The 13,204-nt window shown below is 71.6% G+C and carries 11 protein-coding genes and 1 pseudogene; 7 read left to right on the top strand and 5 right to left on the bottom strand.

The window, feature by feature from the left end:
* From GWI24_RS29025 to treY, 4 genes and pseudogenes are all read left to right on the top strand, one after another.
* Positions 1 to 403 (top strand): annotated as a pseudogene (locus GWI24_RS29025) (hypothetical protein); the annotation flags it as partial.
* A gap of 653 nt (positions 404 to 1,056) precedes the next feature.
* Positions 1,057 to 1,185 (top strand): hypothetical protein, encoded by a 129-nt coding sequence (locus GWI24_RS46375; RefSeq protein ID WP_281790790.1) that lies wholly within the window; start codon positions 1,057 to 1,059, stop codon positions 1,183 to 1,185.
* A gap of 90 nt (positions 1,186 to 1,275) precedes the next feature.
* A complete protein-coding gene (locus GWI24_RS29020) occupies positions 1,276 to 1,764 on the top strand; it encodes a hypothetical protein (protein WP_210948852.1) in 489 nt (162 codons plus the stop codon).
* A gap of 208 nt (positions 1,765 to 1,972) precedes the next feature.
* Positions 1,973 to 4,555 (top strand): malto-oligosyltrehalose synthase, encoded by a 2,583-nt coding sequence (treY, locus tag GWI24_RS29015; RefSeq protein ID WP_210948851.1) that lies wholly within the window; start codon positions 1,973 to 1,975, stop codon positions 4,553 to 4,555.
* A 67-nt stretch (positions 4,556 to 4,622) separates the two neighbouring features.
* Here the strand turns inward: treY and GWI24_RS29010 are convergent, their stop codons facing one another.
* On the bottom strand, positions 4,623 to 5,804 hold the full coding sequence (locus GWI24_RS29010) for a sialidase family protein (RefSeq protein WP_210948850.1): 1,182 nt from the start codon (positions 5,802 to 5,804) through the stop codon (positions 4,623 to 4,625).
* A gap of 286 nt (positions 5,805 to 6,090) precedes the next feature.
* Here GWI24_RS29010 and GWI24_RS29005 point away from each other — a divergent pair, with 286 nt between their 5' ends.
* From GWI24_RS29005 to treZ, 3 genes are all read left to right on the top strand, one after another.
* A complete protein-coding gene (locus tag GWI24_RS29005; RefSeq protein WP_210948849.1) occupies positions 6,091 to 7,203 on the top strand; it encodes a lytic polysaccharide monooxygenase in 1,113 nt (370 codons plus the stop codon).
* Positions 7,204 to 7,569: 366 nt separating this feature from the next.
* Positions 7,570 to 8,478 carry a GNAT family N-acetyltransferase gene (locus GWI24_RS29000; RefSeq protein WP_210948848.1) on the top strand — a complete coding sequence of 303 codons (909 nt, stop codon included), beginning with the start codon at positions 7,570 to 7,572 and terminating at the stop codon, positions 8,476 to 8,478.
* 121 nt (positions 8,479 to 8,599) lie between these two features.
* Positions 8,600 to 10,357, top strand: coding sequence for a malto-oligosyltrehalose trehalohydrolase (treZ, locus tag GWI24_RS28995; protein ID WP_210948847.1), 1,758 nt, complete (start codon positions 8,600 to 8,602; stop codon positions 10,355 to 10,357).
* Positions 10,358 to 10,461: 104 nt separating this feature from the next.
* Here treZ and msrB read toward each other — a convergent pair whose 3' ends face one another.
* From msrB to GWI24_RS28975, 4 genes are all read right to left on the bottom strand, one after another.
* Complete coding sequence (gene msrB / locus GWI24_RS28990; protein WP_020867829.1) at positions 10,462 to 10,869, bottom strand: peptide-methionine (R)-S-oxide reductase MsrB; 408 nt, start codon at positions 10,867 to 10,869, stop codon at positions 10,462 to 10,464.
* 14 nt (positions 10,870 to 10,883) lie between these two features.
* Positions 10,884 to 12,305, bottom strand: coding sequence for a UDP-N-acetylmuramate--L-alanine ligase (gene murC, locus GWI24_RS28985; protein ID WP_210948846.1), 1,422 nt, complete (start codon positions 12,303 to 12,305; stop codon positions 10,884 to 10,886).
* Positions 12,306 to 12,448: 143 nt separating this feature from the next.
* Positions 12,449 to 12,925 (bottom strand): indole-3-glycerol phosphate synthase, encoded by a 477-nt coding sequence (locus tag GWI24_RS28980; RefSeq protein WP_210948845.1) that lies wholly within the window; start codon positions 12,923 to 12,925, stop codon positions 12,449 to 12,451.
* A 74-nt stretch (positions 12,926 to 12,999) separates the two neighbouring features.
* A partial coding sequence (locus GWI24_RS28975; RefSeq protein WP_210948844.1) for a dihydrofolate reductase family protein occupies positions 13,000 to 13,204 on the bottom strand: 205 nt, incomplete at its 5' end.

Genomic DNA, 13,204 nt, shown 5'->3' with positions numbered 1-13,204 from the left:
CCCCCGCACCTGGCGCATGCGTCAGGTGCGTGTCCTCACCGAGCTGGCCGACGAGGGCACTCTCCTCGGCGTACCGCCCGCCTCCTGGAGCGCTGAGCACCGCACGTACTGGCGGATCCCTCTCGGTCCGGACCGGTATCTGACCGACATTAATCGCCTGGTCACCGCCCTGTACCAAGCCCTCGATGACGTCCTCGGCCCGGAACCGGACGGCCCACAACTGTGCTATCGATGCGACCTGCCCACCGATGAACCGGTCCCGGTCGAGGTGGAGAACAGTCGCGGCGCCATCGAGAAGATCACGTACGCCTGCCCTCCGCACGCGCCGCTCTATTCGAAGGGGCACGTGCGGACCCTCGCCAGCGCGACCGCGACCGAGCACGAGGAGCGGCGGTCCCGATGACGACCTGCCCACAGCCCTCTCTGCTCCCGGGCATCGAGCTGCCGGACCCCGAAACCCTGACTGGGCCCCAACTGGAGGGCTGGGATTGCGCCCTGTGCGGGCAGCGGCTGTATGCCGATCAGCTACTCGGCACGGTCGAGTGGACCTGCGGGGGCGTCACCAAAAAGGCCGTGACCGGTGCAAGCACGTGCGGCCCGAGCAGCCGCCCCCGCCCCGCCGGGAGAGGCGGAGCCCGGGAGGCGCCGGATGAGGCACCGCCGTAAGCCCATCGCTCTGCGGGCCAGGCTCCTCGCCTTCCGCGCCGCCCGGACGGCTTTCCTGCTCGCCCTAGTCCCCGCGCTACTGATCCTCGCGGTCTGGCTCTGCTTCGTGAGCACCCCCGCCCCATAAGCCAGGCGGGTCGCTGGTGCTCCGGGCCCCATGCCGGACGACGGCGTCAGCGGCCCGCCTCCAAGACTCCCTGCCGGTCGGTACAGCCAGGCACGGCCACCGACAAGGCAGAGGTGAAGGGATTCCGGTCCCGGCCTGCACCGCCGGGCCGGAGTCCCGTCCAACAAGGCCCGCCCCGCTTCCCGCTTGCAGGCCAGTTGCGGGACGAGCACCGCGCCATCGCGCGGGGGCACCCCTGCGCGTGTGAACCCACAGGAGACCCAATGCGATTACAGCATGTCGTCCTCCGTCAGGACCCTGAAGACGGCGACACCATGCCGGACACGGACGCCCCGTCCCCAGGCGGCCAGACGCCCGGCGACTCGGACGACGGCCGCCAGTACGCCAGGTAGCCGACGTCAGACGCCATAGCGGTCCGCCTCTTGGTCGGCTCCTCGCCCCGCCAGGGGGCGGGCCGCTCCCATCACCAGGAGGTACCTCCGATGACGGCTCCGCCCCCGCCCAAGCCCGCTCACTGGCACTGCTACCGGTTGACCGGAGAGCGCCGCACGTACGACGACGAGTCCGCCCGGCGACCGCCACACCTCGTCGTACAGGACATCTCGCCCCAGGAGTGGAAGCAGATCGCGGCGGCCAGTCCCGCCTTCATGGCGAGCGACGTGCCGCCGCTGGAGGTACCGCACTGGCTGCTCCGCCCGGCCAGAATGGTCAAAGCGACGTTCGAGGCGCCAGCGGAAGCACTCGGCTGGTACATGGGCCAGGTGGAAGAGTTAGCCCCTTCGTTCATGTCGGAGTTCGATAGGGAACCCGACCGTCAGACAGCGTGGTCCGCGGCAGCGGATGACCGGCTCAGTTGGGGCGGCGATGTGGTCGGCGGGTGGTATCTGCGAGGTACGGGCTTCGCCTCAGTCCAGGTGGTCGCATGCAGCCCGAACCGTATCCGCCCGACGATCCCGTGCCCGATGCGCTGACGCGCTCCTACCCCTCACCTTCTCGTTGACCTCGATCTCCAGCTTGATCTTCAGGATCTTCCGGGTCGCCATGAGCCCCCTCATCGTCGGCCCACCAGTCTGGCCGGATCGATCCCTTCCGCTCAGAGGTCACCCCGACGGGTCATCGAAACCCTCAAGTAGATGTCCTTTTTGTGGTAGGGCGCGCCGGGTGGGTACGTACGTTCATATGACGGCTGACCCCGGCACACCCACCGCCACCTATCGCCTCCAGCTCCAGCCCGCCTTCCCCTTCGCGGCGGCGGAGCGAGCGGTGCCGTATCTGGCCTCGCTCGGCGTCTCCCATCTGCATCTGTCCCCCGTGCTGGAGGCGGTGCCCGGCTCCACCCACGGCTATGACGTGGTGGACCACTCCGCCGTCCGGGCCGAGCTGGGCGGCGAGGAGGGGCTGCGCGCACTCGCCCGTACCGCGCGGGAGCACGGCCTCGGGCTGATCGTCGACATCGTCCCGAACCATATGGCTGCCCCCGCCCCCGAACGGCTCAACGCCCCGCTGTGGGAGGTGCTGCGGAAGGGGCCGGAGTCGCCGTACGCACGGTGGTTCGACATCGACTGGCGGGCCCACGGCGGCAAGGTGCTGCTGCCGGTGCTCGGCGGTCCGCTCGGCGAGGAGTGGGAGCGGCTGCGGGTCGAGGACGGGACGCTGCGCTACTACGACCACGCCTTCCCGCTGCGGCCCGGCACCGAGGGGCTGCCGCTCGCCGCGCTGCTGGACGCCCAGTGGTACCGGCTCGGCTGGTGGCGGCTGGCCCGCACCGAGCTCAACTATCGGCGCTTCTTCACCATCTCCGAGCTGATCGCGGTGCGGGTGGAAGATCCGGAGGTCTTCGCCGCCACCCATGCCACGCTGCTGGAGCTGGTGCGGGACGGGGTCGTGGACGGGCTCCGGATCGACCACCCGGACGGGCTCGCCGACCCCGAGGGCTACCTGCGGCGGCTGGACGGGGCGGTGCGGGCGGCGACGGGAGACGGGGAGCGCGGCGGCGGGCGGCGGGCCGCGCCAGAGGGCGAGGGCGACCGGGGGATCACGCCAGAAGGCGGTGGCGGGCGGCGGATCACGCCAGAAAGCGGCGGCCGTTGGACCGCGCCAGAAGGCGACATCGGCCGGGGGACAACGCCGGAAGGCGGTGGCGCCCGCTGGACCGTCGTGGAGAAGATCCTCGCCCGGGACGAGCGGCTGCCCGCCACCTGGCCGGTCGCCGGGACCACCGGCTATGACGCGTTGCACCACATCGACGGGCTCTTCATCGACCCGGACGGACTGGAGAAGCTGACCGCCCTCTACCGCGCCTTCGTCGCTCCCCCGGCCGACCTGGGTGGCGACTGGGCCGCCACGGTCCGCCGCGCCGCCCATGAGGTGGTCACGCATGAGCTGGCCGCCGAGGTGGAGCGGCTGACCCGCACCGCATCGCGCATCTGCGCGGCCGACCCCCGGCTGCGCGACCACGCGCCCTGGGCGCTGCGCACGGCGATCCGCGAGCTGCTGGTGCGGCTGCCGGTCTACCGTCCGTACACCGCCGTGGGCGGCCCGCCCGCGACGGACGCCGACGCGGTGCTGCTGCGCTCGGCGGCGGCGGACGCCCGGGAGGCGTTCACGGTGGCGCAGGAGGCCCAGGTGGTACGGGTGGTGCGGGACGCCGCGCTGGGTTGGCTCGGGGACGGCCCGGACCACCGCGACTTCTGCGCCCGCTTCGCCCAGACGGCGGCCGCGCTGCGCGCCAAGTCGGTCGAGGACACCGCCTTCTACCGCTACACCCCGCTGCTGTCGGCCGCCGAGGTGGGCGGCGATCCGGGGCGGCCGGCCGTGCCCCCCGAGGAGTTCCACGCCTTCGCCGCCCGGCGCCTAAGGGACTGGCCCGCCACCGGCACGGCGCTCTCCACGCATGACACCAAGCGCAGCGCGGACGCCCGGGCCCGGCTCGCGGTGCTCACCGAATGCCCGGGCTGGTGGGGGCGGACGGTGGAGGAGCTGACCCGCTCGGCCGCCGCCCCCGATCCCCATCTGGCCTGGACGGCCTGGCAGACCGCGCTCGCGCTGGGCCACGGGGACGCCGAACGGCTGGTCCCGGCCGTGCTCAAGGCGGTGCGCGAGGCGGGGCTGCGGACCACCTGGACGGAGCAGAACGCGGCGTACGAGGAGGAGGTGACCGCCTTCCTGGAGGCCGGGCCGTGCGCGGCCGACCGGTCGGTGTGGGCCGCGATCGGCACCGAACTCGACGAACCGGCGCGGGCCAACGCGCTCGGCGCCGCCCTGCTCCAGCTCACCATGCCGGGCGTCCCCGACCTCTATATGGGCACCGAGCGCGTCTATACGGCCCTGGTCGACCCGGACAACCGCCGCCCGCCCGAGCTGGGCGGCGAACCGGCGGACGGCCCGTCGGCCGAAAAGCTGCTGCTCACCCGGGCGGCACTGAACCTGCGCCGGGAGCATCCTGGGTGGTTCGGCCCTGGGAGTTCGTATACGCCGCTGCTCGCCTCCGGTCCGTCGGCCGAGCACTGCGTGGCCTTCTTACGGACAGACAACAGCACGGACGGCACGGACGGCACACACGGCGGCGCCGTCACCGTGGTCACCCGGCTGTCGCGGCGGCTGGCGGAGGCGGGCGGCTGGGGCGCCACCCGACTGCCGCTGCCACCGGGCCGCTGGCGGGACCTGCTGACCGGGCGGACGGCCGAGGGAGCATGCCCACTCGGCGAGCTGCTGGACCGGCTCCCGGCGGCGCTGCTGGTCCGTACCGGAAAGGCGAGCTGACGCCCCGCCGGCATGGCCGTGGGCCGTGCACCGACCATTCGCTCAGACCGGCCTCGACGACATGCGGCTAGTCGTCATCGCCGTCCGGGAAGCGGGACCAGGTGTGTCCACCGTCCCGGGAGAGCCAGAGCCCCTCACCTCGGACGAGGTCATAGCTGGGGTCTTCGGCGTCGGCGATGCCGTAGAGGGTGTTTCCTCTGGCCAGAACACGGACGAACTCGGCCGGTTTGGTGACCCGGTGGAAGGTGTTGTCGTGGGAAGTGTCCGCGAGCAGAGAGGTATCGCCCCCCTGATCGAGAAGAACCCGGCCGTCGGCGAGTATCTCCACGGTGACCTCGTCTCCGCCTGGCGTGAAGACGTCCAACGGCACATGGGCAGAGTTCCGCAGGGTCGTCCACCTTCTGCCGTTGTCCGTCGTCAGAAAGAGGGCGACGAGCCTCCGGTCGGAACCATCGGCGGACTTCTGCAGAGCGACGGCCGCGCTGTCGCCCCGCGTCGCGAGATCCCCGTCCCTGACGGTGGCCCGGTAGGGAAGCTCCTGGGACCGTTGCCGGTCGCCCCGGCGCCGCACCCCCCGACTCGGCCCGTCGTCCTCCGGAACCTGGACTCCCAAGACGGTGCCCCGGTCCTCGACGACGTAGGAGTCGAGGTCGCGGGTCCTGGGCAGCCCCTTGGCGGGGGCCACGGTGCGCTGGGAGGGCCGGAACAGCATCTTCGGATCCCCGTAGGGCAAGGACAACACCACATCACCGGTCCTGAAGCCGAGGGCCGTGTGCGATGACCGCACGGGGTGCCGTTTTCCTCGCGGGTCGAGGAAGAAATCCCCGTCATCCTCGGGGTATGTGGCATCGGACAAGTGGAGGAAACCGCCGGGGACGGCGGTGAACGACGTGGAGGAGGAGCCCCCCGCCTCCCAGCTGTCCGTGTGGTACGCGTCCTCGGCCAGGACATCACCGTCCGGACCGTACAGACGCCAGGCGCTCGCGGCGAAACCCTCGTCGTCCTCCACGTCGGCCGCGAAGTAGCTGAGCAGTGTGGAGCCGTCCTCGCCGCTGACGACGTCGGACGGGGCGCCGGCGACCTCGGTGACGTCCTGGGCACTCGGGGTCGGGTCCTCGAGGACCTGGCGGTACCGCTTCTCCCGGTCTTCGGTACTTTGCGACGAGACAAGCACGAAGACGCCCAGCATCAGTGCCAGGAACGGGATAACAACCAGCACGGCCGGTAGGACCGTTCGGCGAAGGCTCACGGCAAGGACCACCTCGTACGACGGCTGTGAAGTTGCCGATCTTCACATGCGACCGCTTCCGCCATCAGCCGACGTGATCCGAATGTGACGGTGCGATGCCCACCTTGGGATCTCTTGATGAACGGCCCGTCCACAACCCTGCCTGACGGCCCGCCAGAAAGCCTGCGGCCTCCATGTCCTGAAGCATTTACAGCTGCCCGGCGGCGCGCTACGTTCAGCAAGAAATTGGGAGCGCTCCCACGCCGACGGTTCCTGACCCGTTCACGTCGAAGGGAAAGCACGCGCAATGCCTCGACGATCACTGGCACTCGCCTCATCCGCACGCCCGCCGGGCGGTTCCCGCGCGCGCAGGTCCGTAACTTTGGTCCTGCTCTCGGTCCTGCCCGCCCTGGGCCTTGTCTTCTTCTCCGGCGGCAGCGCCTCCGCACATGGCGCACCGATGGCGCCGGGCAGCCGCACCTATCTCTGCTGGAAGTACAGCCTGTCCTCGACCGGTGAGGTCAAGCCGACCAACCCGGCGTGCAAGGCCGCGTACGACAAGAGCGGCGCGACGCCCTTCTACAACTGGTTCGCGGTGCTCCGCTCGGACGGCGCGGGCCGCACCAAGGGGTTCATCCCGGACGGCAAGCTGTGCAGCGGCGCGGCCACCGTCTATGACTTCTCCGGTTTCGACCTGGGCAGCAAGGACTGGCCGGTGACCCATCTGACGTCCGGCAAGTCGATGCAGTTCTCGTACAACGCCTGGGCCGCGCACCCGGGGTCGTTCCGCAGCTATGTCACCAAGAGCCCCATCGACCCGACCAAGCCGCTCACCTGGAACGACCTGGAGGACCAGCCGTTCAACACGGTGACGAACCCGCCGCTGTCCGGTCAGGTCGGCACGGTGGACGGCAAGTACACCTGGACGGCCAATCTGCCCTCCGGTAAGAGCGGACGCCACATCATCTACACCGTGTGGACGCGCTCGGACAGCCAGGAGACCTTCTACAGCTGCTCCGACGTGGTCTTCGACGGCGGCAACGGCGAGGTGACGGTCCCGGGCGCCACCAGCGGTGGCGGTGACGACCCCACGGACCCGCCGGGCAACCCGCCGACGGCCTCCTGCGCCGCCACCCAGAAGGTGACCAGCACCTGGAACGGCGGCTACCAGGCCGAGGTGACGGTCTCCAACTCCGGTGCCACACCCATCTCCTCATGGATGGTCGACTGGACGGTGCCGTCCGGGCAGCGGATCGACAGCGTATGGAACGGCAAGCTGTCCACCACCGGTTCCTCGGCCTCGGTCACCAGCGCCGACTGGAACGGTTCACTGGCCACCGGGGCGTCGACGACCTTCGGCTATACGGCCGGCGGCGGCTCTCCGGACACAACGGCCGCGCCGATCTGCATGGTGCACTAAGCGCTTCGCGGGAAGTGCCGCGAGGTGCGGTCGTTCATCCGCGGCTGCGTCGCGGTCACCGGTCCACGCAGGTGCTCCGACCCGCTCAGTGATCTGTCAGGTGCACCTCATCCCGCTCGCCGGTCTGCCGCTCCTTCCCCCTCGCGGGCGGCAGACCGGCCCCGCCCGGAAATATTGCGTGGACACGGAGACATCGGGGCCCATAGAGTGCGGGCACGCCCTTGATCGAGGAAGGAGGCGAGAGCAATGGACATCACGACGTTTCCGCGCTCCCGCCCCCTGTCCCCCGGGCGTATCCCCGTCTGATCACACATCGTTCGATCAGGCATCCGACCGGGAGCGCATCACTCTCCTGGAAGGAATTCCATGACCGATCTGGTCATCCGTCCCCTCACCGAGGGCGACGCCCATCTGTTCCATGACCTGCACGTGCCCGCGCTCGTCGGCCGGGGCGCCCTCGGCCACGCCTACGCCACCGTCGGCCAGGGCGGCGAGTACCGCCCCGACTGGACCTGGGTGGCGCTGCGCGAGGGGCGGGTCGTGGCCCGAGCCGCGTGGTGGGCCGGGCCGGAGGACTCCGCGCCCATCGCCCTGGACTGGTTCGACTTCGCCGAGGGCGAGGCCGACGCCGCCGCCGAACTGCTGCGCACCGCACCGCTGCGCGCCGAGTACAGCCTGCTGGCCCCGCCCGGCTGGCGCGACCGGCCCGAGGTGCGGGCCGCCGCCCAGGCCCGTGTCGACGCCGCCGTGGCGGGCGGGCTCGAGCCCCTGGTCGAGCGCTACCGCTACGAGTGGACGCCGGAGTGCGGACTGCCTGCCCGCCCGGGGCGGCTGGAGTTCCGGCCGGAGCCCGATGACGCGGCGGTCGAGGACGTGCTGCGCCGCATCATGCCGGGCTCGCTCGACGCCCACGACCGGCGCGCCATCGAACGAGGAGGGGCCGACGCCGCGGTGCGGGAGCTCATGGACTTCTTCTCCTGGTGCCCGTCGCCGCGCGAGTGGCGGCGGCTGGCCTGGACGCCCGAGGGCGAACTGGTCGGCATCCAGGTGCCCGCGCACAATCCGTCGGGCCCCTGCGTGGGCTTCATAGGGGTCGTCGCCGAGCAGCGCGGCCACGGCTACGCGTACGACCTGCTCGTGGAGTGCACCCACGACCTGGTGGAACGGGGGGCCACGAAGATCGCGGCGGCGACGGACCAGCCCAACCTCCCCATGGCCGCGCACTTCGCCAGGGCGGGGTATCCCATCACCCAGGAGCGCATCAACCTCGTCTGACCGGTGTCGCCCTGCCGCTGACCGATCCCTGCCACTGACCGATGTCGTCCTGCTGCGCCGCCGGCGCCGCGTCCCGCAGCATGGTCGAGGACCGTAGCCAGGTCGAGGTGAGGAGACGCCAGTGCTGTTCGAGGTGTGGGCGCCGCACGCCAGGCGGGTCGGGCTCCATGTGGACGGGCGCGACCGCCCCATGGAGCCCGACCCGGACCGCGAGGGGTGGTGGCGGGCCGAGGCCGAGGCCGGGCCCGGCACGCGGTACGGCTTCGCGCTCGACGACGGCCCGCCGCTCCCCGATCCGCGCTCCCGCCGCCAGCCGGACGGCCCGGAAGGGCTGAGCGCGGTGGTCGACCACTCCCGCTTCCGCTGGGAGCGGGAGTGGTTCGGGCGGCCGCTGCCCGGCGCGGTCCTCTACGAGCTGCACATCGGCACCTTCACTCATGAGGGCACCTTTGACGCGGCGGCCGAGCAGCTGCCGCACCTGGCCGGGTTGGGCATCACCCATGTGCAGCTGATGCCCGTCTGCCCGTTCCCCGGGACCCATGGCTGGGGGTACGACGGGGTGGCGCCCTGGGCGGTGCACGAACCGTACGGCGGGCCGGAGGGGCTGGCGCGCTTCGTGGACGCCGCGCACGGGCACGGCCTCGGCGTGGTCCTCGATGTGGTCCACAACCATCTGGGCCCCTCCGGCAACCACCTCCCTGCCTTCGGCCCGTACTTCACCGACACCCACCACACCCCCTGGGGCGCGGCGGTCAACCTGGACGCGCCCGGTTCCGACGAGGTGCGCGCGTACTTCATCGGCAGCGCGCTCTCCTGGCTGCGCGACTTCCGCCTCGACGGGCTGCGGCTGGACGCGGTGCACGCGCTGCGCGACACCCGGGCCCGGCACTTCCTGGCCGAGCTGTCGGCCGCCGTGGACGCGCTGGCCGCCCGCACCGGCCGTCCGCTGTTCCTCATCGGCGAGTCCGATCTCAACGATCCGCGCACCACCGCCCCGCGCGAGGCGGGCGGCCATGGTCTGCACGCGCAGTGGAACGACGACTTCCATCACGCCCTGCACACATTCCTCACCGGTGAGCGACAGGGCTACTACGCCGACTTCGCCGCCGAGGGGCCCGGCGCCCTGGTCAAGACGCTGATGGGCGGCTTCTTCCACGACGGCACCCATTCGGCGTTCCGGGGCCGCCGCCACGGCAGTCCGCTGAACACCCACACCACCCCCGCGCACCGGCTGCTCGGCTACGCCCAGACCCATGACCAGGTGGGCAATCGGGCGATCGGCGACCGGCTCTCCGCCCGGCTCTCCCCCGGGCTGCTGGCCTGTGCGGCGGCCGTGGTGCTGTGCGCGCCCTTCACCCCCATGCTCTTCATGGGCGAGGAATGGGGCGCCCGCACGCCCTGGCAGTACTTCACCGACCACCAGGATCCGGAGCTGGCCGAGGCGGTGCGGTCCGGCCGCCGCCGGGAATTCGCCGCCCACGGCTGGGCGGCGGGGGATGTGCCTGACCCCCAGGACCCGGCCACCCGGCTGCGGTCCTGCCTGGACTGGCGGGAGCCGGAGCGGGAGCCGCACCGGGCGCTGCTCGACTGGTACCGCCGACTGATCGCGCTGCGCCGCGCCGAACCGGCCCTGACCGACCCGACCTGGTCGTACACGGGCCTGTCCTCCGGTTCGGACGGCTGCTTCAGCTTTCAGCGCGGCCCGCTGCGGGTCCTGCTCAACCCGGGCGACCGGCCGGTCAAGACCTGGCTCGGGCCCCGGACCGGAGAGGTCACCGAGGTGGTGGCCGCGTGGCGGCGGATCGAGCTGCCGGGCCCGGACGGCATGCTGAGACTGCCGCCCGAGACCGCCGCCGTGCTGCGCTGCGGCTCACGCTGAGGAGCTGAGGAGCCCGAGGCTCGTGCCGAGGCGCCCTGAGGAGCCCGAGGCTCACGCTGAGGAGCCCCAGGCTCAGGCCGAGGCGCCTGAGCCTCTCCGCGGGCTCAGCTCTCCTCGGGGCTCAGCCGCAGCGAGATGGAGTTGATGCAGTACCGCTGGTCGGTCGGGGTGGGGTAGCCCTCGCCCGAGAAGACATGGCCCAGATGCGAACCGCAGCGGGTGCACCGCACCTCGGTGCGGACCATGCCGTGCGAGCGGTCCTCGATCAGTTCCACGGCCGAGCTGTCCGCCGGGTCGTAGAACGACGGCCAGCCGCAGTGGCTCTCGAACTTCGTCTCCGAGCGGAAGAGCTCCGCCCCGCACGCCCGGCAGGAGTAGACGCCGACCGTCTTGGAATCGGTGTACTCACCGGTGAAGGCACGCTCGGTACCGGCCTCCCGCAGGACGTGGTACTCCTGCGGAGTCAGCTCCGCGCGCCACTGCTCCTCCGGCTTGTCGATCTCGTACGCCATGGGGACGGACCTCCTCAGTTCTCCGGGCTCTGCAGACGGGCGAGGATCTCCGGACCGAGGTCCGTCACATCTCCGGCGCCCATGGTGAGAACAAGGTCACCGGGCTTCGCCATTCCGGCGATCAGCTCGGGCACCGCACCCCGGTCGTGCTCGGCGGTCACATCCGCCCCGCGGCGGGCCGCGGCGTCGATGATCAGGGCGCTGGTGACGCCGGGGACCGGGTCCTCGCGGGCGGGGTAGATGTCCAGGACCACGGAGGCGTCGGCGAGCGCGAGCGCCTCGCCCATCTCGGTGCCCAGCTCCTGGGTGCGGCTGAACAGATGCGGCTGGAAGACCACCAGCACCCGGCCCTCCCCGGCGCCGCCGCGGATCGCCTCGAGGTCCGCGGCGATCTCGGTGGGGTGGTGGGCGTAGGAGTCGATCACCTGCACCCCGGCCGCGACGCCCTTGAGCTGGAGCCGCCGCTTGACGCCCGTGTACGAGGCGAGGGCGGGGGCCAGCTCGGCGGCCGGGACGTCGAGGGCGGCGCCCGCGGTGAGGGCGGCCACGGCGTTGAGCGCGTAGTGGCGGCCGGGGACGGAGACGGTGAAGGTGAGCTCCGCACCGCCCAGGGACTCCGCGAGCCGTACGGTGACCTCGCTGGTCAGCCCGTGCGGCTCGATGGCCAGGACCCTCACGTCCGCGCCCGCGTCCTCGCCGTAGGTGAGCACCCGCAGCCCGTCGCGCCCGCTGACCCGGGCGGTCAGCTCACGGGCACCGGGGTGGTCGGCGGAGATCACCAACGCGCCGCCGGGTCGGACCCGGTCGACGAACGTCTGATACGACTCGTAGATCTCGTCCATCGAGGCGTAGTTGGCGTGGTGGTCGAGCTCCACATTGAGGATGATCGCCACCTCGGGCGCGTACTTGTGGAAGCTGCGGTCGCTCTCGTCGGCCTCGGCGACGAAGATCTCGCCCTCGCCGTGGAGGGCGCTGGAGCCGGGGGCGTCCAGATCGCCGCCGATGACGTAGGACGGGTCGAGGCCGAGGGTGCGCAGCGAGACGGCCAGCATCGAGGTCGTGGTCGTCTTGCCGTGGGTGCCCGCGACCGCGATCGGCCGGGAGCCGTCCATCAGCGCGGCGAGCGCGTCGGAGCGGTGCACCACCGGGATGCCGCGCTCCCGCGCCGTGACCAGCTCGAGGTTGTCGTCGCGGATGGCGCTGGAGACGACGACGCTGGTGGCGTCGGCGGCGAGGTTCCCGGCGGAGTGGCCGATGTGCACCGTCGCGCCGAGTTCACGCAGCGCGCCGACGATCGGCGAGTCCTTGGTGTCGCTGCCCGAGACCCGCGCCCCGCGCATGGCGAGGACCTTCGCCACGCCCGACATCCCGGCGCCGCCGATGCCGATGAAGTGCGGTCGATCCAGCGTGTCGGAGGCGGTGCCGGCCGGTGCCATGTACGGGTCTCCCCTGGTTCGCGGTGTGTGCTGTCGGCCCGATTCTCGCACCCCCGGCGGCCCGCCCCCGCCGATGGCCGCGGGGGCCGGGGCCGGGACCGGGGCTCAGCTGATGGCCACCGGGACCGGGGCCGGGCCGCGGCTCAGCCGCCGGCCGAAGGCTGGTCCTCGTCCACCGCGTGCGAGAAGAGCTTCAGCACCGGCACCCCCACCTTGTGGCGCGCCCGCGAGGCCCAGTCCCTGTGGAAGAACTCCTCCACGAAGTGCGGGGCGGTGAGCACGATCACCTCATCGGCCCGGGTCTCCTCCACCACCCCGCGCAACACCTCCAGCGGATGGCGCTGGACAACATGGCCCCGGGCCCGGCTCCCGGCCGCCTCGAGCGCCGCCACCGAGTGGGCCAGCGCCCGCTCGGCGGGCTCCAGCGCCTCCTTGCCCTCCGGCTCCTCCCCCTCCTGGGCGGCCTGCTCCAGCTCGCCGAGGGCGATGTCGTCGATCGCGCGCAGCAGCCGGTCCTTGCTGCCCCGGGGTTGCATCAGGACGACGAAGGAGACCGGGTCATCGCCGTGCAGGGTGGTGACGAATTCCACGTCGGCGGGGGTCAGGGGCTTCTCAATCATCAATACGCTCGTGAACACGGCGGATGCCCTTCTCCTTCGCGATCCCATTCGCGGGTTTACAGACGTTTTATGAGTTATTGGTAAATCCGACGGTAGCGGGTGAAAAGAAACCCGGCTTCCTCCAGAACGGAAGCGAGAGTGAAGCGTTCCGGTTCCCCCAGCACGGGGCCGTTCATGATTCGCTTCGCGTCCCCCGCGGTGACCAGGGGGGCCACCGCCAGACACAGCTCGTCCAGCACCCCGGCCGCCGCGAACTCCGCCAGCAGCGTGGGGCCGCCC

Origin of the sequence: Streptomyces sp. MK37H, assembly GCF_018035285.1 — a bacterium.
GTDB classification, from domain to species: Bacteria; Actinomycetota; Actinomycetes; order Streptomycetales; family Streptomycetaceae; genus Streptomyces; species Streptomyces endocoffeicus.
This window is presented reverse-complemented; position numbering and strand designations above follow the sequence as displayed.

Bases quoted from the DNA above. Each gene is read 5' to 3' on its own strand.
- GWI24_RS28980 (WP_210948845.1), bottom strand. From the start codon at position 12,925: ATGATTGAGAAGCCCCTGACCCCCGCCGACGTGGAATTCGTCACCACC.
- GWI24_RS46375 (WP_281790790.1), top strand. From the start codon at position 1,057: ATGCGATTACAGCATGTCGTCCTCCGTCAGGACCCTGAAGACGGCGAC.
- murC (WP_210948846.1), bottom strand. From the start codon at position 12,305: ATGGCACCGGCCGGCACCGCCTCCGACACGCTGGATCGACCGCACTTC.
- GWI24_RS29020 (WP_210948852.1), top strand. From the start codon at position 1,276: ATGACGGCTCCGCCCCCGCCCAAGCCCGCTCACTGGCACTGCTACCGG.
- treY (WP_210948851.1), top strand. From the start codon at position 1,973: ATGACGGCTGACCCCGGCACACCCACCGCCACCTATCGCCTCCAGCTC.
- GWI24_RS29005 (WP_210948849.1), top strand. From the start codon at position 6,091: ATGCCTCGACGATCACTGGCACTCGCCTCATCCGCACGCCCGCCGGGC.
- GWI24_RS29000 (WP_210948848.1), top strand. From the start codon at position 7,570: ATGACCGATCTGGTCATCCGTCCCCTCACCGAGGGCGACGCCCATCTG.
- msrB (WP_020867829.1), bottom strand. From the start codon at position 10,869: ATGGCGTACGAGATCGACAAGCCGGAGGAGCAGTGGCGCGCGGAGCTG.